This is a genomic window from Mesorhizobium sp. XAP4, from assembly GCF_029269325.1.
Classification (GTDB): Bacteria; Pseudomonadota; Alphaproteobacteria; order Rhizobiales; family Rhizobiaceae; genus Mesorhizobium; species Mesorhizobium ciceri.
In genome coordinates, this window is the sequence record NZ_JARIXW010000005.1 from 183,710 (window position 1) to 203,970 (window position 20,261).

At 63.7% G+C, this 20,261-nt stretch carries 19 protein-coding genes; 12 read left to right on the top strand and 7 right to left on the bottom strand.

All coding sequences use genetic code 11. The features are described from left to right. The first annotated feature begins 37 nt into the window (after window positions 1–37). The 3 genes from P3C39_RS22240 (at window position 38) to P3C39_RS22250 (ending at window position 3,276) form a co-directional block, all read left to right on the top strand. Window positions 38–1,126 carry a citrate synthase/methylcitrate synthase gene (locus P3C39_RS22240; protein ID WP_275954374.1) on the top strand — a complete coding sequence of 363 codons (1,089 nt, stop codon included), beginning with the start codon at window positions 38–40 and terminating at the stop codon, window positions 1,124–1,126. Between the two features lie 178 nt (window positions 1,127–1,304). Continuing rightward, on the top strand, window positions 1,305–2,096 hold the full coding sequence (locus P3C39_RS22245) for a 3-hydroxybutyrate dehydrogenase (RefSeq protein WP_063173231.1): 792 nt from the start codon (window positions 1,305–1,307) through the stop codon (window positions 2,094–2,096). 49 nt (window positions 2,097–2,145) lie between these two features. Continuing rightward, entirely contained in the window at window positions 2,146–3,276 is a 1,131-nt protein-coding gene (locus P3C39_RS22250; RefSeq protein WP_275954373.1) for a patatin-like phospholipase family protein, read from the top strand. A 33-nt stretch (window positions 3,277–3,309) separates the two neighbouring features. Here the strand turns inward: P3C39_RS22250 and P3C39_RS22255 are convergent, their stop codons facing one another. Next, entirely contained in the window at window positions 3,310–3,906 is a 597-nt protein-coding gene (locus P3C39_RS22255) for a TetR/AcrR family transcriptional regulator (protein ID WP_063173230.1), read from the bottom strand. A 122-nt stretch (window positions 3,907–4,028) separates the two neighbouring features. Here P3C39_RS22255 and P3C39_RS22260 point away from each other — a divergent pair, with 122 nt between their 5' ends. From P3C39_RS22260 to P3C39_RS22285, 6 genes are all read left to right on the top strand, one after another. Continuing rightward, a complete protein-coding gene (locus P3C39_RS22260; RefSeq protein WP_013529191.1) occupies window positions 4,029–4,490 on the top strand; it encodes a (2Fe-2S)-binding protein in 462 nt (153 codons plus the stop codon). Window positions 4,491–4,492: 2 nt separating this feature from the next. Continuing rightward, entirely contained in the window at window positions 4,493–6,766 is a 2,274-nt protein-coding gene (locus P3C39_RS22265) for a xanthine dehydrogenase family protein molybdopterin-binding subunit (protein WP_275954372.1), read from the top strand. Next, entirely contained in the window at window positions 6,763–7,371 is a 609-nt protein-coding gene (locus tag P3C39_RS22270) for a hypothetical protein (RefSeq protein WP_275954371.1), read from the top strand. The genes P3C39_RS22265 and P3C39_RS22270 overlap by 4 nt, the downstream gene beginning before the upstream one ends. 155 nt (window positions 7,372–7,526) lie before the next feature. Next, window positions 7,527–8,702, top strand: a complete 1,176-nt coding sequence (locus P3C39_RS22275; protein WP_275954370.1) for an efflux RND transporter periplasmic adaptor subunit — start codon at window positions 7,527–7,529, stop codon at window positions 8,700–8,702. 80 nt (window positions 8,703–8,782) lie between these two features. Then, window positions 8,783–11,956 carry an efflux RND transporter permease subunit gene (locus tag P3C39_RS22280; RefSeq protein ID WP_275954369.1) on the top strand — a complete coding sequence of 1,058 codons (3,174 nt, stop codon included), beginning with the start codon at window positions 8,783–8,785 and terminating at the stop codon, window positions 11,954–11,956. Between the two features lie 92 nt (window positions 11,957–12,048). Next, complete coding sequence (locus P3C39_RS22285) at window positions 12,049–12,207, top strand: DUF3309 family protein (protein WP_013529196.1); 159 nt, start codon at window positions 12,049–12,051, stop codon at window positions 12,205–12,207. 57 nt (window positions 12,208–12,264) lie between these two features. On the opposite strand, the gene P3C39_RS22290 is transcribed toward P3C39_RS22285, so the two are convergent. Together P3C39_RS22290 and P3C39_RS22295 are read right to left on the bottom strand one after the other, a co-directional pair. Beyond that, window positions 12,265–13,224: an SDR family oxidoreductase gene (locus P3C39_RS22290; RefSeq protein ID WP_275954368.1), complete on the bottom strand. Its 960-nt coding sequence runs from the start codon at window positions 13,222–13,224 to the stop codon at window positions 12,265–12,267. Window positions 13,225–13,294: 70 nt separating this feature from the next. Beyond that, complete coding sequence (locus P3C39_RS22295; RefSeq protein WP_063169177.1) at window positions 13,295–13,504, bottom strand: DUF680 domain-containing protein; 210 nt, start codon at window positions 13,502–13,504, stop codon at window positions 13,295–13,297. 114 nt (window positions 13,505–13,618) lie between these two features. On the opposite strand from P3C39_RS22295, the gene P3C39_RS22300 reads away from it, so the two are divergent. Next, window positions 13,619–14,527, top strand: a complete 909-nt coding sequence (locus P3C39_RS22300) for a LysR family transcriptional regulator (RefSeq protein WP_275954367.1) — start codon at window positions 13,619–13,621, stop codon at window positions 14,525–14,527. On the opposite strand, the gene P3C39_RS22305 is transcribed toward P3C39_RS22300, so the two are convergent. The 3 genes from P3C39_RS22305 to P3C39_RS22315 form a co-directional block, all read right to left on the bottom strand. Continuing rightward, complete coding sequence (locus P3C39_RS22305) at window positions 14,491–15,666, bottom strand: MFS transporter (RefSeq protein ID WP_063170353.1); 1,176 nt, start codon at window positions 15,664–15,666, stop codon at window positions 14,491–14,493. The genes P3C39_RS22300 and P3C39_RS22305 overlap by 37 nt on opposite strands. Before the next feature lie 117 nt (window positions 15,667–15,783). Then, window positions 15,784–16,092, bottom strand: coding sequence for a DUF1244 domain-containing protein (locus tag P3C39_RS22310; protein ID WP_013529201.1), 309 nt, complete (start codon window positions 16,090–16,092; stop codon window positions 15,784–15,786). 11 nt (window positions 16,093–16,103) lie between these two features. Next, complete coding sequence (locus P3C39_RS22315) at window positions 16,104–16,901, bottom strand: N-formylglutamate amidohydrolase (RefSeq protein ID WP_024502956.1); 798 nt, start codon at window positions 16,899–16,901, stop codon at window positions 16,104–16,106. Window positions 16,902–17,146: 245 nt separating this feature from the next. Here P3C39_RS22315 and P3C39_RS22320 point away from each other — a divergent pair, with 245 nt between their 5' ends. Then, on the top strand, window positions 17,147–17,635 hold the full coding sequence (locus P3C39_RS22320) for a DUF1036 domain-containing protein (RefSeq protein WP_063169175.1): 489 nt from the start codon (window positions 17,147–17,149) through the stop codon (window positions 17,633–17,635). Continuing rightward, entirely contained in the window at window positions 17,632–19,068 is a 1,437-nt protein-coding gene (gene pyk / locus P3C39_RS22325; RefSeq protein WP_013529204.1) for a pyruvate kinase, read from the top strand. Before P3C39_RS22320 ends, pyk begins: the two co-directional genes overlap by 4 nt. 43 nt (window positions 19,069–19,111) lie before the next feature. Here the strand turns inward: pyk and P3C39_RS22330 are convergent, their stop codons facing one another. Further along, window positions 19,112–20,176, bottom strand: a complete 1,065-nt coding sequence (locus tag P3C39_RS22330; protein WP_275954366.1) for an alpha/beta hydrolase — start codon at window positions 20,174–20,176, stop codon at window positions 19,112–19,114. Window positions 20,177–20,261: the final 85 nt, after the last annotated feature.

Here is a 20,261-nt window from a genome sequence, read left to right on the forward strand (position 1 = left end):
CTATCTCCGATCCGGAAATGCTTCAAGGAGACAGGCTATGGCGAATGGGCTCGATGATGTGGTGGCGGCGGAAACCGTGCTTTCCGATGTGGATGGTCTTGGCGGCCGTCTGACGATCCGAGGTCATTCGCTGCCGGAACTGGCCGGCCGTTGGAACTATGCCCAGGTGGTTAGGCTGCTGCTCGACGGCTTCTTCAACGACCTTCCCGATGATGCGCAACTGACGCGGGCGCTGGGACAGGCGCGTGCGGACGTGTTCGAACGGCTCTTGCCCTCGCTGCCTTTGCTGGCGCCGCTCGATGTCTACAGCGCCATGCGCGCCGGCATCGCGCAGCTGCCGGATGGCGAGACCTTGACCGACGCCTTGCTGCTGATCGCGGCGCCCGCCGCGCTGACGCCGGCGCTGCTGCGCCTGCGGCGCGGCGAGCAGCCGATCGCGCCGGACAGCCGCACCGATCATGCCGCCGACATGCTGAGGATGCTGAGCGGCCGCGTCGCCTCGCCGGCGCTCACAAAAGCGCTCGACACCTATCTGGTGACCGTCTGCGACCATGGCCTCAACGCATCGACCTTTGCGACGCGCGTGGTCGCCTCCACGCAGGCCGGCCTGACATCGTCCCTGCTGGCCGGGCTTGGCGCGCTCAAAGGGCCGCTGCATGGTGGCGCGCCTGGCCCCGTCATCGAGATGCTGGATGCGATCCAGGCGCATGGCGATGCCGCCGGCTGGCTGCGCAACGAGATCGCGCAGGGCAGGCGCATCATGGGGTTCGGCCATCGCATCTACCGTGTGCGCGATCCGCGCGCCGATGTGCTGAAGGCCGTGGTGCGGCAACTCGGCGGCGAGGGCGAAACCGGTCGCCGGCTGGCCTTTGCGGAGACCGTCGAGCAAACGGCGCTGGAGGTGCTTAGGATCGCAAAGCCGCAGCGTTCGCTGCAGACCAATGTCGAGTTCTACACCGCGCTGGTGCTGCAAGCGGCGGGCTTTCCGCCGCAAGCTTTCAGCAATGTCTTTGCCGCCGGGCGCGTGGCCGGCTGGATCGCGCATGCGCGTGAACAGCAGACGACTGGACGGCTGATCCGACCGCAGTCGCGCTATATCGGGCCGGTGCCGGACCTGGTCGCCTGAGGTTCTTTCGGCGCCTGGCGAGCGACACCGATCCGATCAGGATCCTCCTGGTGAGCGGCCGTGTGGCCGCTCATGACGAAAATTTCATCTCGTCGAAAAATTCTGGCCGCTGTTATTGCGTCGCATTGAGCATATATGCTGCACTGCAACATAAGATCGCTCTTGCCGCAACCAGAGGATTTCGACCTTGGCCGCCAGAAAAACCGCAGTCATCACCGGCTCCACATCGGGCATTGGCCTGGCCATCGCCCAGGCGCTGGCGGCCGAAGGCCATAATGTCGTCGTCAACTCCTTCTCCGACACGGCTGCCGACCACGCCGTCGCGGACGCGATCGCCAGACAGCACAAGGCGAAGACGGCCTATATCAAGGCCGACATGTCGAAGCCGGCCGAATGCCGGGCGCTGATCGCCAAGGCGGCCGAGACATTCGGTTCGGTCGATATTCTCGTCAACAATGCAGGCATCCAGCATGTCGCGCCGGTGGAAGAGTTTCCGATCGAGAAATGGGACGCCATCATTGCCATCAACCTGTCGTCGGCGTTCCACACCATCGCGGCCGCCATCCCGCTGATGAAAAAGGCCGGCGGCGGCCGGATCGTCAACATCGCCTCGGCGCATGGCCTGGTCGCGTCACCGTTCAAATCGGCCTATGTCTCGGCCAAGCACGGCATCATGGGATTGACCAAAACCGTTGCGCTCGAACTGGCGCGCGAAAAAATCACCTGCAACGCCATCTGTCCCGGCTATGTGCTGACGCCGCTGGTCGAGGCGCAGATCCCCGACCAGATGAAAGCCCATCAGATGGACCGCGAGACCGTCATCCGTGAGGTCATGCTGGACAAGCAGCCGACCAAGGAATTCGTCACGGTGGAGCAGATCGCGGCAGCGGCGGTGTTCCTGTGCTCGGACGCGGCGGCGCAGGTCAACGGCACGCAACTGTCGGTCGACGGCGGCTGGACCGCCGCGTGAGGCGCAAAACTCTCTCATCCACCCAAAGGGATAGATCAAGGACGACGCCATGACCAAGAACGGCAAGGCGGAGGAGACGAAGAAGATCAACGTAGCGCTTCAGGGCGGCGGCTCACACGGGGCCTTTTCCTGGGGTGTGCTCGACCGGCTGCTGGAGGACGGACGGCTGGAGATATCAGCAGTGTCCGGCACCAGCGCCGGCGCCATGAACGCGGTGGCGCTGGCCGATGGATATGTGCGCGGCGGTGTCGAAGGCGCGCGGCAAAAACTTGACGATTTCTGGCGCGCGGTGGCGGCCAAGGGGCGGTTCAGCCCGGTGCAGCGCATGCCGTGGGACGTCGCCTGGGGCAACTGGTCGATCGAGAACACGCCCGGCTATCTCTTCTTCGACACCATGTCGCGGGTGTTCTCGCCCTATGTCGCCAACCCACTCGGCCTCAATCCGCTGCGCGACGTGGTGCAGCAGGAGATCGATTTCGAGAACGTCCGCGCCTGCAAGTCGATGGAACTGTTCATCTCGGCGACCAATGTCGAGACCGGACAGTTGCGCGTGTTTTCCGACGGCGAGATCGACCTCGATACGGTGATGGCCTCGGCCTGCCTGCCGCAATTGTTCCGCGCCGTCGAGATCAAGGGCGTGCCCTATTGGGATGGCGGCTATGGCGGCAATCCGGCGCTTTATCCGTTCTTCAAGACGGCTGCGACCGAGGACGTGCTTCTGGTGCAGATCAATCCGGTGGTGCGCGAGGGAACACCAAGAAGCGCCAACGAGATCCAGAACCGCATCGACGAGATCACCTTCAACGCCGGGCTGCTGCGCGAATTCCGCTCGATTGCCTTCGTCAAGGAGCTGATCGCCGCCGGCCGTCTGCCGCATGGCGAGTACCGCGACATCCGCATGCACCGCATCGATGCCGACGAGGCGTTCAAGGACCTGTCGGCGTCCTCGAAGGCCAATGCCGAATGGGCGTTCCTGACCTATCTCAGAGATCTCGGCCGCACCGCCGCCAGCGACTGGCTGGAAGAGAATTACGACGCCGTCGGCAAGCGACCGACGCTCGATCTCTCCGGCGAACTGGATGACGGCTACAAGCCGGTGCGCGGTCCGGCACCCGGCCGGCGGGTCAAGGAATTTCTTGCGGCGCGCAAGAACCCGGAGGCGGAGCGCCGGCGCGCCTGAGCGACCAATCGATGTGCATCGATTGGTCCGCAATCATGCTTTCAAGGTCAGGTCGATCACCCTGATCAGGGCAGCGGCTGCCTGCCGCTGCCCTTCCGGATCTCTGATCCGCGCCTTCATGCCTTCCAGCCCGTCGAGCAGCATGTCGGCAAGCAGTTGCGCCGACAGGCCCCTGGCCGCCAGATCGACGCCGTTCCTGGCTGCCTCGCCCTCTATCGCGGCGCCGATGTGTTGGCCAAGCCCGCCGCGCCAGCAGCCCACCAGATCGCCAAGGCTCGATTTCATGTCCAGCAATTCGGCGCCGTGCGGCGAGGCAACGACCGCGCTCATCATCGAGATAAAGGCCTCATCGATGGCTCGCATCATGCGCTCGGTGAAAGGGCCGTCGCCGGATAGGGCAAACCTTGCCGCCTCGACCGAGCGCGACAGGATCATCATGGCGATGGCGCGGAAAATGTCGGTCTTGTTCTTGAACAGGAGATAGAGCGCCGGGCGCGACATGTCGGCGGCACGGGCGATGTCGTCCATGGTGGTGCGCGAGAAGCCATAGGCCAAAAACACCTTCATCGCGCCATCCAGAATACGGGCGCGTTTGGGATCGGCGGTGGCGATGTCTTCGATCTGGTTCATCGAGCAATTCTATCCTGCAAAATCCTAATTGACAAAATGACGAAATTTGTCAATCTGTATCGGAGCGAAACGGCCGGGAGGCCGCTTCGCCCTTGGCAGTGGACGACAACAAAGGGTATCCCATGCGCCTCACCGTCGACGGTCAGTCATTCGATATCGACGCCGATCCGGACATGCCGCTGCTGTGGGCACTGCGCGATCTCATTGGCAAGACAGGGCCAAAATTCGGCTGCGGCATCGCCGCGTGCGGCGCCTGCACCGTGCATGTCGACGGTCAGCCGGTGCGTTCCTGCTCACTCCCAGTTGGGCAGGTCAGCGGCGCTGTCACGACTATTGAAGGCATCGGCACGGCAGGCGGACTGCATCCGGTGCAGCAGGCATGGCTGGAGGAACAGGTCGCGCAATGCGGCTACTGCCAGGCCGGCCAGATCATGAGCGCGGTGGCGCTGCTCGATGAAGTCGCCGACCCAAGCGATGCCGACATCGACAACGCCATGGGCGGCAATCTCTGCCGCTGCGGCACCTATCCCAAAATCCGCTCGGCCATCAAAAAGGCCGCGGCGCTCAAGACGGCGGGGCTCTGACCATGGCCAGTGTCGGAAAGATCGCCCGCCGCACGTTTCTGATCGGCGCTGCCGCTGTCGCTGGCGGCGTTGCCGTCGGCTATTACTACTATCGCAAGCCGTTCCCGAACCCGCTCGAGGCCGAGCTTGGCAAGGGCGAGGCGACGTTCAACCCTTATGTGAAAATCGGCGCCGACAACACCATCACCATCGTCGCGCCGCGCGCCGAGATGGGGCAAGGCATTTCGACGACGCTTGCGGCCATGGTCGCAGAGGAACTCGACGTCGGGCTCGACCGGGTCATGGTCGAGCATGGACCGGCATCCCATGCCTACTACAACGCCGCGATCCTCGAGGAGGGCGGTCCGTTCGCCTTCTTCGATGAAAGCATGACCGCGCAGGCGGTGCGTTCCGGTCTCGGTGTGGTCGGCAAATTCCTTGCCCTGCAGGGCACCGGCGGTTCGGCTTCGACACGCGACGGTTTTGACAAGATGCGGCAAGCGGGTGCCGCTGCCCGGCAGATGCTGGTCGCAGCGGCAGCGCAAAAACTGGGTGTCGCGGCGGCCGATCTGGAAACGGCCGACGGTTCGATCCTGCACAAGGCGTCCGGCAAATCGCTGACCTACGGCGCGGTCGCCGCGGCTGCCGCCGCGATGGCGCCGCCGGCCGAAGTCAGGCTCAAGGACCGGGCCGACTGGAAGCTGCTGGGAAAGCCGCAGAAGCGCATCGACATGCTGGCAAAGCTCACCGGGGCGCCGATCTTCGGCATCGATGTCCGGCTGCCGGAGATGGTCTACGGCACGGTCAAGATGAGCCCGCGCTTCTGGTCGAAGCCGGTCAAGACGGACCTCTCCAAAGCCGAGAAAATGCCTGGGGTGATCAAGATCGTGCCGCTCGAGACGAATTACGGCCATGGCTTCGGTATCATCGCGAATAATACATGGGCAGCATTCAAGGCGGCCGAGGCGATCGACGCCCAGTGGTCCGATCCTGAATATCCGCTCAGCAGCGCCGCCATTTCAGATGTGCTGAAGCAGGCGCTTGCCACCAAGGGGTCGGCGATGCGCGACAATGGCGACGTCGATACCGCCTTTGCCGACGCGCCGCGCGAAAGCATCATCGAGGCAGACTATGCCGTGCCCTATCTGGCGCATGCGACGATGGAGCCGATGAACGCCACGGCACAGTTCAGGGACGGTGCGCTCGACATCTGGTGCGGCAACCAGGCGCCGACCCTAGTGCGGCAGCTTTGCGCCAACGCGGTCGGCATCGAGCAGGATAAGGTCAATGTGCACACCACCTTCATGGGCGGCGGTTTCGGCCGGCGCGTCGAGATGGACTACGCGCTGTGTGCCGCGCTGATGGCGAAGGAGACGGGCGGACGCCCGATCAAGGTGACCTGGACGCGTGAAGAAGACATGCGCCACGACGCCTACCGGCCGGCTGCTATCGGCAAGTTCCAGGCGCGGCTCGGTGACGGTGGCATGCCGATCGCGGTCGACATGAAGATGGCCTCGCCATCGGTGATCGCCGGCACGTTGCGCCGGCTGTTTCCCTCGATATCGCCGCTCGGTCCCGACAAGACCATTTTCGACGGCGCCTATGACCAGCCCTACACGATCCCGAATTACCGGGTCAGGGGTATCGCGGCGCCGGTCTCCATCCCTGTCGGCTCCTGGCGTTCGGTCGGCAGTTCGGTCAACGGCTTCTTCCATGAGGGCTTCATGGACGAGATCGCGGTCGCCGGAAAAATCGATCCGGTCGAGATGCGCAAGAGACTGATGGCCGCCTATCCCTCGGCGGTGAAGGTGGTCGAGAAAGTCGCCGCGATGGCGAAATGGGGCGAGGCGCTGCCCGCCGGCAAGGCCAAGGGCATGGCCTTCACGCTGTCCTTCGGCAGTTGGGTCGGCGAGATCGTTCAGGTGGCGGACACGCCGGCCGGCATCCGCATCGAGAAGGTGTGGATCGCCGCCGATGTCGGCACCGCGCTCGATCCCGGCATCATCGAGGCGCAGTTGATTTCCGCCGCCATCTACGGCCTTTCGGCGGCGATGGGTCAGGAAATCACCTTCGCCGACGGCATGGTCGAACAGTCGAACTTCCACGATTTCGATGCCATGCGGATCTTCCAGTGCCCGGTCTTCGAAGTCGCCATCCTGGAAAATTTTCACAAGATGGGCGGCGTCGGCGAGATCGGCACACCGCCGGCGGCTCCAGCACTCGCCAACGCCATCTTCGCGCTCACCGGAAAGCGCATCCGCACGCTGCCGCTGTCGAAAACGGTGGCCTTCGCATGAAGAAGCTCCTCATCATGCTGACGCCTGCTGCCATGCTCGTGCTCGCAGCGCCGTTTGCAATTGCGCAAGAGAGCCAGACGCCGGCGCCGGCGACCGTCGACGCGGCGAAAGGCCTGTCCGAATGGGACAAGGTCTATGCGGTGTTCTCGCATCCGCGCTGCGCCGACTGTCATGTCGCGGACGACCGGCCGCGATGGTCGGGTGCGCACTATCGCGGTACGCGCGTTCACGCCTTCAATGTCCAGCGCGGTGCTGACGGGTCGGGCTTCGGCAATCCGGGCCTGCGCTGCACGACTTGCCATTTCTCCAGCAATTCCAAGGCATTGCACGGGCCGCCCGGGGCCGAGAACTGGCATCTGGCGCCGGCCGAGATGGCCTGGTACGGCAAATCCTCGGCCGAAATCTGCGCCCAGATCAAGGATCCCCTGCGCAATGGCAACCGCAGCTTGAAGGACATCGCGCTGCATGTTCGCGACGACAGATTGGTCGCCTGGGGCTGGGCGCCGGGGCCGGATCGTGAACCGGCTCCGGGCTCTGCCGAAGCGACCTATCAAGCGATCGAAGACTGGGCCGCGGCGGGCGCATCTTGTCCGCCGGGGCAATGATCTTGCAACTTTCAGACTATATTGCGGTGCAACTTTGATGTAGAAGCGCGCTTCGCCGATCACGGCAAATTGAACACGGCTTGGCGCGCACCCATATCGGCGACGCGCCCGCGTTATGAGGACGCTGGCCGAACCCGCAGTGGAAAACAACGACGATGCCGAGAATCAGGTTTCACAAGCTTGCAGCCATTGTTGTGCTCATTGGTTTCGCGGCGTGGATGGCGACAGGCGAGTTTTCGTCGGTCGGCAGCGTAGCCGCCAACAAAGCCAAGGCAGCCGAAGCCGAACAGGCCAAGGCGCCGGACGGGGCCAAGCCGAAGACGGCTGAAGCCGAGCCGAAGGCACCGCTGCGCACCGTTGCGGTGGTGACGCCGCCACGCAAGACCTATGCACGCGCCATCCGCATTTCCGGGCTGACCGAAGCCGACAAGCGGGCGGTGCTGGCGACGCGCGTCGCCGGTGTCATCGACAAGCTGCCTGTCAAGCAAGGCGATCACGTCAAGACGGGGGATCTGGTGCTGATGCTTGCGGCGGAAGAAAAGATCTCGATGGTCGACAACGCCAAGCAGTTGGTGGTGCAGCGCCAGGCCGAGTTGGACGCAGCCTTGCGGCTGATGAAGACCGGCAATCTGCCGAAGCTGCAGCTCGACACTGCGCGCTCGAACCTGACCTCGGCGCAGTCGCAACTGGAAACGGCACAGGCCGAACTCGACCGCAACGAGGTGAAGGCGCCTTTCGACGGCGTCATCGACCGGGTGCCGGTGGAACTTGGCAGTTCCATCATGCAGGGCGGCGAGGTGGCAACCATCCTCAAGCTCGATCCGGTGATTGCCCGCGGCGAAGTCAGCGAGCGCGATCTCGGCTACCTAAAACTCGGGGATAAGGCCACCATACGGCTGGTCAGCGGCCAGACCGTCGAAGGCACCGTGCGCTACATCAGCCGCGACGCCTCTTCGGCGACCCGCACCTTCCGCGTCGAGGTTGCCGTCCCCAATGCCGACGGCTCCGTGCCGGCCGGCATGACGGCGGAAATCGCACTCAGCGCGCTGCCGACCGATGCGGTGCTGCTGCCGCGCTCGGTGGTGACGCTCGGCGACAAGGGCGACCTCGGCATCCGTGCCGTCGGCAAGGACAACAAGGTTGCGTTCTTCCCCATCGACCTCGTCGACGACACGCCGACCGGCCTGGTGCTTGGCGGCATCCCTGCCGATGCGCGCATCATCGTTGCCGGCCAGGAACTGGTGAAGGAAGGCGATGAGGTCAAGCCGGTCGAAGCCGACCAGGCAACCATCCAGAAACTGCTGGGCGAAGCGACCGCCGGCACGCAGTAGCATGGGGTACGGCGGACAGACCCCGGGCAGGGACACTTGGCTGCGACGCAGCTCGTGAAATTCAAGAACAGGCGTTAGCCATGGATATCGTCAGACTCGCAATCAACAATGCCCGCCTGACCATCTCGGTGCTGGTCTTCCTGCTGCTCGCCGGCTGGGTCGCCTATCAGTCGACGCCGAAGGAAGCCGAGCCCGACGTTCCGATTCCGATGATGTATATCAGCCTGATCTATCAGGGCATTTCGCCTGAGGATTCGGAGCGCCTTCTGCTGCGGCCGATGGAAAGCAAGCTGAAGAGCCTGAAAGGCCTCAAGGAAATGCGCTCGGCCGCCTTCCAGGGCGGCGGCTATGTGCTGGTCGAGTTCCAGCCGCAGACAAATCTGGCGACGGCCTTGCAGGACACGCGCTCCAAGGTCCAGGACGGCAAGGCCGACCTGCCGCAGGCGGCCGAAGAGCCGGTCGTTACCGAAGTCAACATCTCCGAATTCCCCGTCCTCGTCGTCACCCTGTCGGGCGAATTGCCCGAACGCGTGCTGACCGCCGCCGCGCGCGAACTGCGCGACCGTATCGAGGAAGTGCCAGGCGTCCTGGAGGGCTCGTTGCAGGGTTCGCGCGACGATCTTGTCGAAGTCGTCATCGATCCGATGAAACTGTCGTCCTACGGGTTGCAACTCGATCAGCTGATCGGCGCTGTCGGTGCCTCCAACAGCCTGGTCGCCGCCGGCAATATCGAAGGCTCGGAAGGCAAATACGCCGTCAAGGTGCCGTCACTGATCGAGACGCCCGAGGACGTGGCGGCCTTGCCCGTGGTCGCCGGCCCCAATGCCGTGGTGCAGGCCAAGGACATCGCGACGATCCGCTCGACCTTCGCCGATGCCACGACGATCACGCGCCTCAATGGCAAGCCGGCCATCGCCATCGAAGTCAAGAAGCGCATCGGCGCCAATCTGATCGACACGCTCGCCAAGGTGAGGGAGGTGTCCGACGCCTACGTCAAGACGATGCCGCAAGGCATGAACGTCACCTACACGCAGGACAAGTCGGTCTTCGTCAACCAGTTGCTCGGCGATCTGCAGAACCACGTCATGATCGCCGTCATCCTGGTGTTCATCGTCATCCTCTACGCGCTGTCGGGTCGTGCCTCGCTGCTGATCGGCCTGGCCATTCCGTCGTCTTTCCTGATCGGCATCCTGCTGCTGGCGATGATGGGCTACACGATCAACATGATCGTGCTGTTCAGCCTGATCCTGGCTGTCGGCATGCTGGTCGACGATGCCATCATCGTCACCGAGTTCGCCGAACGGCGGATGAGCGAAGGCATGCCGAAGGCGGAAGCCTTCGCATTGGCCGCCAAGCGCATGGCCGGTCCGGTCATTGCCGCGACGATGACGCGCATAGCCGCCTTCTCGCCACTGCTGTTCTGGCCGGGCATCATCGGCGACTTCATGAAGTACATGCCGATCACCCTGATCGTCACGCTATCGGCCTCGATGCTCTATGCGCTGGTGTTCGCGCCGACGCTGGGGGCGATCTTCGCCAAGGCGCCGGAGCATCATGAGGATGATAATCGCGACGGCTGGTACATGGCGATCGTCAAGCAGGCGGTGCGGTTTCCGATTACGGTGGTTTTGCTGACGGTCGCTCTGCTGTTCGGCGTCGGCTTTGCCTATTCGAAATATGGCGCCGGTGTCGAATTCTTCCCCAGTGTCGAGCCCGACTACGGCCTGCTCTACGTGCACGCGCGCGGCAACCTTTCGCTGGCCGAAATGGATACGGCGACCAAGATTGCCGAAAACAGGATGCTCGGCTGGCCCGGCATCAAGTCGGTCTACACCCGCGTCGGCAAGACACAAGGCGGCGGCCAGGATGTCCCTGAAGACGTCGTCGGCGTCATCCAGTACGAATTCATAGATTGGCGCGAGCGCAAGTCGGCGAACCAGATCCTGAACGATTTGCGGGGCGTCATGGCCGGCATTCCCGGCGTCGATGTCGAGGTGCGCGTGCCGGAGGCCGGTCCGCCGACCGGCAAGCCGATCCAGATCAGGCTTTCGGCCGTCGACCCCAAGGGGCTCGACGACAAAGCGCGCGCGGTTGCGGCACGCATCGGCAAGGTGCCTGGCGTCATCGACATTTCCGACGGCCTCCCGCCGCCCGGCGTCGACTGGGCGCTCGAGGTCGACCGTGCCAAGGCAGCGCAATATGGCATCAGCCCAACCGCTGTCGGCACAGTGGTGCAACTGGTGACCAACGGGCTGAAGCTTTCGGAATACCGGCCTGCCGGCGCCGACGACGCCGTCGACATCAGGCTGCGTCTGCCGGAAGACCGGCGCACGCTGTCGACGCTCGACGAGCTCAGGGTGCAGACCTCGCAAGGCTCGGTGCCGATCTCGAATTTCGTCGTGCGCAAGCCGGAGCCGACGGTTGGTATCCTCAACCGTATCGACGGCGCGCGCACGGTGGTCGTCCAGGCAAACGTTGCCGCAAGCGCCCAAGTCGCGGCCGTGCAGGCGGAGGTCACCAAGGCCGTCTCCGGGATGGATCTCGGCAGCGGCATACGTTGGAAGCTGGCCGGCTCGAACGAAGACAGCGCCGAGGCCAGCGCCTTCCTTGGCAAGGCCTTCGGGGCGGCGATCTTCCTGATCTTCCTGGTGCTGCTGATGCAGTTCAACAAATTCACCAGCGTGCTGATGGTGCTGTCCTGCGTGGTCATGGCGACGGTTGGCGTGTTCCTGGGGCTGCTGATCACAGGCGAGACCTTCGGCATCGTCATGTCGGGCATTGGCGTCATCGCTCTGGCCGGCGTGGTGGTGAACAACAACATCGTGCTGATCGACACCTATGACCGGCTGCGCGAAGAAGGCTGGGACAAGATGGACGCGGTGCTGCAGACCTGCCGCGAGCGCGCCCGGCCGGTGGTGCTGACGGCGGTGTCGGCGATCCTCGGCGTGTTGCCGATCGCCTTCGGCCTTGGGCTGGAAATCTTCCATCACGAGACGACGATCAACGCGCCGTCGACGCAATGGTGGATTTCGCTGTCCTCGGCGATCGTCTTCGGCCTGTCCTTCGCCACCTTGCTGACGCTGGTGGTGACGCCGTCGATGCTGATGATTTTCACGCGCAGCAAGAACAGCCGCTTCTATGCGTTTTTCCGCCGGCTGTTCCGGCGCGGCAAGGGAACGGTTTCGCCGACCGACAGGCCTGGCCAGGAAGCAGGCGACGAACCGGAAATCGCCTTTCCGAAAGCCGCCGAATAGACCCCATCGCCGATTTGACCGCAGAGGCCGCCCGGAACAACCGGGCGGCCTCTGCATTGTCTCTGAGCGAAACGTCGAAGCGAGGGCTTCTCATGCCGATCACCACCATCGTCATCATCGTCCTGATCCTTGTCCTCATCGGCGCGGTGCCGGCCTGGCCGCATTCGCGCTCCTGGGGTTATGGGCCGTCGGGTATTGTCGGCGTCGTGCTGGTGGTGCTCATGGTGTTGCTGTTGATGGGACGGCTCTGAGGCGCCCTCTCGTGGATTGTTCAGTGTGCAGAGGGGCGGCGCCCGTGATCGCGGGAGTCAGGCAGCTTTCGCAACGCCATCCACGGTGGCAATGCCGATATCGCCAAGAGCTTCAGCAACCGCCTGATCCAACGGCGTGTGCGGGATCTCGCCGACGATGCCTTCCAGGCGTATCGAAGCCAGCTGATGCGGCTCGAAGCGCAGGTAGGACATGGAGACGATCTCGCGCCACATCGCCACGAACGGGCTGCCAGCGCGCAGCACCCACCAGGGCATCGAAGTCATCTTGAGCGGACGACCAATAGCCTTCTCGGCAGCGGCCTTGATCTGCAGATCGGTGACCGCGTGGCCCGGAAAGTTCAGCGCTTCATAGAAGCCGAGCTTGTCCAGATTGCGCGCCAGCGCGACGAAGCCCACAGCGAAGTCAGGCAGATAGGCCCATTCATGCACGAGCTCGACCGGGCCAGGCGCGGTGTAGATACCCTTGTTGATCTTGGCGGCGACGATCAGGTCGAACCATGATCCGCTGCCGGTGCCGCCGAAGAAATCGCCGGCCCGCAGAAGAATGGTGCGGACGCGGCCTGCGTCGGCCTCGCGATGAAACAATTCCTCCATGGCGCAGCGGATGCGGCCCTTTTGCGTGGTCGGGTGGAAGGGTGTGTCTTCCGATATCACCGCCGGCATCGGCGAGCCGTAATTGTAAACGGTACCGGGGAAGAGGTGCAGTGAGCCGTTCGCATGGCAGGCGGCCATGACATTCTGCGCCATCGGCAGGCACTTGCCCCAGTCGGTGTAGATCGGGTTGAGGCCGTTGAAGACGATATCGACACCTTGCGTGGCGCGGATGAGGGCCTCGCGGTGGAGAGCGTCACCGGCAACGGCCGTGGCGCCTTTGAGTTCGGCCGGTACCTTGCCGTTGCGGGTGACGGCGCGGACCTCGTAGCCCGCGTCGATGAAGGCCTTGGCGACCACGCGGCCGAGCCGGCCACCGGCACCGAGAATTGCGATCTTGGTCATTGGAAGCACTCCTGGTTGGGATTTAGGTGGTCGGTCGGGCGATCGGTACCAGCGACAAGCGCGATCGGGATCAGCGGCTGCCGAAGAGATCGCGGTTGCTGCCCTGTGTGACCGGCTTCCGGATGGCCGCATCGGGGTTGTGAATCGAAGCGGTGGTCGTGTCGTCGGTGCTGGTGGCGGCCGGCTGGCTGGCGTCGTTCGAACCAAACTTGTCGCTGCCGGCAAAAGCGGCGCTGACGGAAATGAGGATGGCGGCGGTGGTGAGAGCGATCTTGGTCATCTGAGTTCTCCTGGTTGGTGTTTGCAGTCCGTGTTGGTGTCTGCAGCTGGAATATGGTCGCTCCGAATGCGAATGGAAATTGACTACAGATGGCGTTCTGATATTCATAAATGAATGGCAGAAATCGACTGGAACCTGATCAAGAGCTTTGTCACCGTGGCGGAATCCGGCAGCCTGTCGGCTGCCGCGCGGAAGCTTTCGGCCAGCCAGCCGACGCTTGGCCGTCACATCGGCGAGTTGGAACAGGCGCTGGGCGTCACGCTGTTCCGTCGAGGACGGCACGGCTACGAACTGACGGAGGCCGGCAGCACGCTGTTGGAACGCGGCAAGGCGGTCAGCGAGCAGGCAAGCGCCTTCTCACTCCTGGCACTGGGTTCGGTCGAGGCTATCGAAGGCACGGTGCGTATCGCCGCCAGCGAGGTCGTGGCGGCCTATGTCCTGCCTGAGATGACGATGCGGCTGGGGATCGAGGAGCCCGGCATCGAGGTCGAGATCGTCGCCTCCAATCAGGTTGAGAACCTGCTGCGTCGAGATGCCGACATCGCCATCCGCATGGTCAAGCCGGCGCAGAACGAGCTGATGGCACGCAAGGTCTGCGACATCGAGCTCTGCGCCTGCGCGGCCAAATCCTATCTCGACAGGCGCGGCCGTCCGCTGAAGCCTGCCGATCTTGTCGACCACGATCTGGTCGGCTTCGACCGCGGCGACGAGATCATCAGGGGTTTTACCCGGCACGGCATCCCCGTCACCCGGAGCAGCTTCCGCTTCAGGACCGACAACCAGATCGTTTTGTGGGAAGCGGTGCGGGCGGGAAACGGCATTGGTCTTGGCCAGGAGCCGCTGGCCGACAGGGATCCTTTGATTGAGAAGGTGCTGCCTGACCTGCCGCTGCCAGTTCTGCCGGTGTGGCTGGCGATGCATCGCGACGTGCGTACCAGCGTGCGCATCCGCCGTGTGGTGGATTTCCTTCACGAGGAGCTGAAACGCTATTCGGCGGGTGCTGGCGCGAATTCGGCGCGGTGAGCGAGCCCGGCCATCAGCAACACGATGATCAGCAGTCCCGACATGGTGATGAAGATCGGGCCGAAGCTGGAATGCTCGGCAACGAAGCCGATCGCCGACGGCGCCACCAGTATGCCGCAGTATCCGATCGTTGTGACCACGCTCATGCCGGTGCCGGAAGACATGCCTTCCTGGTTGCCGCCGGCCGAAAAGATGATCGGCACCATATTGGCGATGCCGAAGCCGCAAAAGGCAAAGGCTGCAATGGCGAGCCAGGGCGAGGGCGCCAGGCCAGCCACCAGCATGCCGACCGCGGCTACGAGGGCCGACGCGCGTAGCGTCGTCACCGCGCCGAAGCGATTGCGTATGCCGTCGCCGAAGAACCGCGTAACCGCCATGACGCCTGAAAATCCGGCGTAGGCGAGGCCGGCGACGGCGAGATCGGCGCCGAGCTCCTGGCGCAGATACAGGGCTGCCCAGTCGAGCACCGCGCCCTCGGAGATCATCGCCAGTAACGCCATCAGCCCGATCAGATAAACCAGCGGGTTTGCCGGCAGTGCGAATTTGTGGTGCTCGGCCGCCTGCGGTCTGTCTTCGGCGAGGAGATAGCGAACGGCCACCGCGATCACCGCGAAGGCAAACGCCGTTACTGCCGCCGCGTGGACGAGGTGGCCGTAATGCTGGATGGCAAAGCCGCCGAGGCCGCCACCGGCAAAACCGCCGAGACTCCAGAAGCCGTGCGAAGACGACATGACGGCGCGGGAGAGCCGCCGTTCGACCACCACGGCGTTGGCATTCATCGCAACGTCCATGCCACCGATCGAGCCGCCGAAGATGATCATGGCAACGGCCGCCAAGGGTACGTCGGGCGCCAGCGCCACGACCATGAGACCGAGGCTGCCGCACAGGGCGAACCAACGCAGTACGGTGCGCGAACCATGTCTGGAGATCAAATGGCCACACCAGGTCATCGCGACGACGGCGCCGACCCCAAACAAGAGAATCAGCAGACCGAGCGTGAACTTCGAAATCTCCAGCCGGGTCAGGAACACCGGAATCTGCGGCGCCCAGCTGCCCGTCAGGAAGCCGTTGGCGAGGAAAATGGCCGCGAGCGCCCATCGGCCGCGAATGGCAGTCAGCTTGGCAGTTGACGCGTTCATGAGGCGAATCCCGCAAGAAATGGCTTCGCGCGGCAAATTAGATCGATTCAATTTTCAGTCAAGGCTCTTTCGGGAAGCATTTTTTGAGCCAAACACAGCCTTGAGTGATCGCCGGCCTTAATGGTCCTTGGGGCGCCTTGCCTCGAATTCGGCCTTCTTGGCGTCGGAGGCCTCGGTCTGGTTGAGCGCCTGCCATTGCGCATAAGGCATGCCGTAGACGATCTCGCGCGACTGATCCTTGGTGAGATCGACGCCCTCGGCATTGGCTGCCTCGCGATACCAGTTCGACAGGCAGTTGCGGCAGAAGCCGGCGAGGTTCATCAGGTCGATGTTCTGCACGTCGTTGCGTTCGCGCAGATGCTCGACCAGCCGGCGGAAGGCGGCCGCCTCGAAATCGCGTTGCTGCTCGTCGCTGAGTTCGGTCATCGAAACCTCCGTCATAGCGGCCCGGTGCGCGAGCCGAACATCTTCACCACATGTATATCGGGACGGCGGTCGATGGCGTCAACGATCGGCGCCAGCCGTTCGGCCCAGGCGAGCGCGCCCTTCTGGTCCGATATCAAATCCTGTCGGATCTCAATCAGCGCATGGGCGAAGCCGTTGACGATGGCGTGCTTGTACATGGTGTCGCCGCGCAGCGCGCCGTCATAGGGTTCGTTGTCGCCGACGACGAGGTTTCTGTCCTGCGCCAGCATGTCTATCAACGGCCGCGCCACGCGGTCGTCGAGGTCCCACAGGATGCCGACGTGCCAAGGACGCTGGATTCCTTGCATGGCCGGGGTGAAGGAATGCACCGAGAAGATGAAGGGCGCCTGGGCGGAAGCCTGTGCGACCGAGGCGATCATGGCGCTGACGGCGTCGTGATAGGGCCGGTAGAACCCGTCGAGCCGCCTCTCGCGCTCCTCGGCAGCGATGGGGTAGTTCCCAGGTACGACCGTGCCATCATAAAGCTGGCGAATGAGCGTCGGGTCGTCTTCGCCGCGATTGGGATCGATCAGCAGCCGCGAAAAATTGGCGAGCACCGCTGGCACGCCCAGCAGGGCAGCCAGTTCGCGCGTCACGCCCTCGACGCCGATGTCATAGGCGATGTGGCGGTCGAACTCCGCTGAGGGCAGGCCGAGGCTGCCATAGTCGTCGGGCAGGTCGCGACGGGCATGATCGCCCAACAGCACGATGCCTCGCTTGCGGTCGCCCTCGATGATGTCGAAAGGCGCGAAAACTGTGGATCGGGTCATTGACGGGAAATGGTCTGTTCGCTGGCTTCCGGGGAGGATGCTATCGTCATTCCACGAAGACGACGCTTGCGCAATGCCGTTGTTTGGCCAAGGTTTCCCGGGAAATCTGGCACAAGTCGGCGAATTGTGCGCCGGAGCCTTTCTAAATCGATTGGAACTGGACAAAACGGTGCGTTGACATGCGCCCGGACTTTTCCGAAAAGGGGCGCAGAGAGATGCTGATGTGGTTTTTGAGGGGTTTTCGGATGAGTTCCGCCGGCGGGCAGCGCATGCGCTCTGCCTTTGCCATGCCGCTCCTCACTCTTGCCATCGGCCTGCCGGCCATGGTCGTGGCTTCGCCGGCGCGTGCCGATTTCCGCGTCTGCAACGCCACGCAGAACCTGGTTGGTGTCGGCATCGGCTATCGCGCCAAGGCCGGCTGGATCACCGAAGGCTGGTGGCACATCGAGGGATCGAGCTGCAAGACGCTGATCGAAGGGCCGCTGTCATCACGGTTTTACTATCTTTATGCAGAAGACGCCGAACGCGGTGGACGCTGGGACGGCCCGATCAACATGTGCGTGGCTGAAAAAGAGTTCAAGATCGCAGGCGTAACCGACTGCGTCGCCCGGGGCTTTCAGCGCGCCGGATTCCAGGAATATGACACGGGCGAACAGGCAAGCTGGATGGTCCAGCTGACCGATGAGTCCACAACGGGAGGCGCTCCAGCCACCCCGGGAACAAACAGTCAATGAGACGTAGCCGCAAGGTCAAGATCCTAGCCACCATCGGTCCTGCCTCCTCCTCGGAGGAGATGCTGAAGAAACTGTTCGAAGCGGGCGCCGATGTGTTCCGCATCAATATGAGCCATACCGACCATGAACTGATGCGCACGCTGGTCGGACGCATCCGCGCTGTCGAGGAAGCCGTTGGCAGGCCGATCGGCATCCTCGCCGATCTGCAAGGGCCAAAGCTGCGCGTCGGCAAGTTCGCCAACGGCAAGGAAGTGCTGACGCAAGGCCAGACCTTCACGCTCGACGACAATCCCGAGCCCGGCACCTCGACCAGGGTCTATCTGCCGCATCCGGAAATCCTGAGCTCGGTCGAAGCCGGCCATCGCCTGCTGATCGACGATGGCAAGCTCGAGCTGAAGGCGGTGAAGAGCGACGGCAAGTCGATCGTCTGCACCGTCGTCGCCGGCACCACGATTTCCGACAAGAAAGGCGTCAGCCTGCCTGACACCGACCTTCCGGTCGGCGCGTTGACCGAGAAGGACCGCAAGGACCTCGATGCCGTGCTGGCCACAGGCGTCGACTGGGTGGCGCTGTCCTTCGTGCAGCGGCCGGAAGATCTGGCCGAAGCGCGCAAGATCGCACGCGGCCGGGCGCTGATCATGGCCAAGATCGAGAAGCCGCAGGCTGTCGCCCGGCTGGCCGAAATCATCGAACTGTCCGACGCGCTGATGGTCGCCCGCGGCGATCTCGGCGTCGAGATGCCGCTCGAGGCGGTGCCCGGTATCCAGAAGCAGATCACGCGCGCCGCACGCCGCGCCGGCAAGCCGGTGGTGGTTGCAACGCAGATGCTGGAATCGATGATCACGGCACCGGTGCCGACCCGCGCCGAGGTGTCCGATGTTTCGATCGCCGTCTTCGAAGGCGCCGATGCCATCATGCTGTCGGCGGAATCGGCGGCGGGTGCCTATCCCGTCGAGGCCGTGGCAATGATGAACCGTATCGCCACCAAGGTCGAGACCGATCCGACCTATGCCGGCATCATCAACGCCCAGCGCTCCGAGCCGGAAGCGACCGGCGCCGACGCCATTTCGCTGGCCGCGCGCGAGATCGCCGAAACGCTGAAGCTGTCGGCGATCATCACCTACACCGCATCAGGCACCACGGGCCTGCGCGCCGCCCGCGAGCGGCCGCAAGTGCCTGTTATCGCGCTGTCGCCGATCCTCAACACGGCGCGGCGGCTGTCGCTTTTGTGGGGCACGCATTGCGTTGTCTCGCCCGACGCCGTCGACCTCGACGACATGGTCAACCGCGCCTGCCGCATCGCCTTCGACGAAGGCTTCGGCAAGCCAGGCGACCGCGTCATCATCACCGCGGGCGTACCGCTGCGGACGCCGGGTTCGACCAACATGCTGCGCATCGCCTATATCGGGTCGGACACACAAGTCAGCCGCTAGATTCCTAAAGCGTGTCGCTTCTGAACGGTTCGGGCGACCGGCTTTAGGTCGGCGCGAGTTCGGCCTGCGGTACCTTGATATCGGCGCATCTGCCGGCGCCGTAGGCGTCGCCGGCGATGCGCGCCTCCACGGTCCTGGCCATCGCCTGCAGGTCTATATTCTTGCCGGCGACCTTCTCGATGGCGCCGACGGTCAGGTCGGGCGCGATCCAGTCTGGCTTGTGACCGAGATTGTGCACCCAGACGAGTTCGGCACCGGCAATGTCGCGCGCCAGACCGACCGAATGGATATGTGCATAGACCACCTTGTCGCGATCGCCTGAAATGACCACGGTTGGCGCCTTGATCTCGTTGTGGCGCGGTGCGGCGTCGAGGGCATAGCGATAGAGCCCGGCGACATCGGTGGCGTTGGCGCGAAAGGCTTTTGGTCGCAGCACCAGCGGGATAGAGGCCATTCCGAGATAATTGTCCGGCACCTTGTTGGGCGAGAAAACGCAGGTGGTGGCGTCGGCCATCTGCAGTGTACCGGCCGGATAGGTCAGCGTTTCGGAAAAGAGCCAGCCGAGCACGGGAATGGTGGTCAGATCGTAGTACCAGGCGGTTGCGCCGCCCGGCCATGGATGGGTCGCCGGTGCGAGGAAGACCAGTCCAAGTGTCTTGTCTGGATGCTCGCGGCCAAAGGCCGATGTCACCACGCCGCCGAAGGAATGGCCGACGATGACAGCCTTCCTGATGCCGAGATGGTCCATCAGTGCGGCAATGGTGTTGGCCTGCGCCGACGGGTTCTCGTTGTTGGTGCCGCGACCCGACCAGCCATGGCCTGGCCGGTCGAAGAACAGCATTTCGGCGCGGCCTTCGAGCAAGGGACGCAGCGGCATCATCTGGTCCCTGAGATTGGCGCTGGCGCCGTGGATGAAGACGATCGGCGGCAGCTCGGCGTTGGCGGGTGCCGGAACATGGACATAGTGGATGCGGGCGCGATCGATGTCGGCGAACTCGCCGAGCGGCGGATCGCGGCGCTCGATCAGCCATGAGCCGACGCGGGTGACGCCGACAAAGCCGAAGACAAGCGCCATCAGGAAGGCAAGGGCGGCGTAGATCAGGTTCATGGGGAAGATACGGAAGTGGAGGGGGTAAGTTGTAGGGGAGTAGGGGAGTAGGGGAGTAGGGGAGTAGGGGAGTAGGGTATGTGTT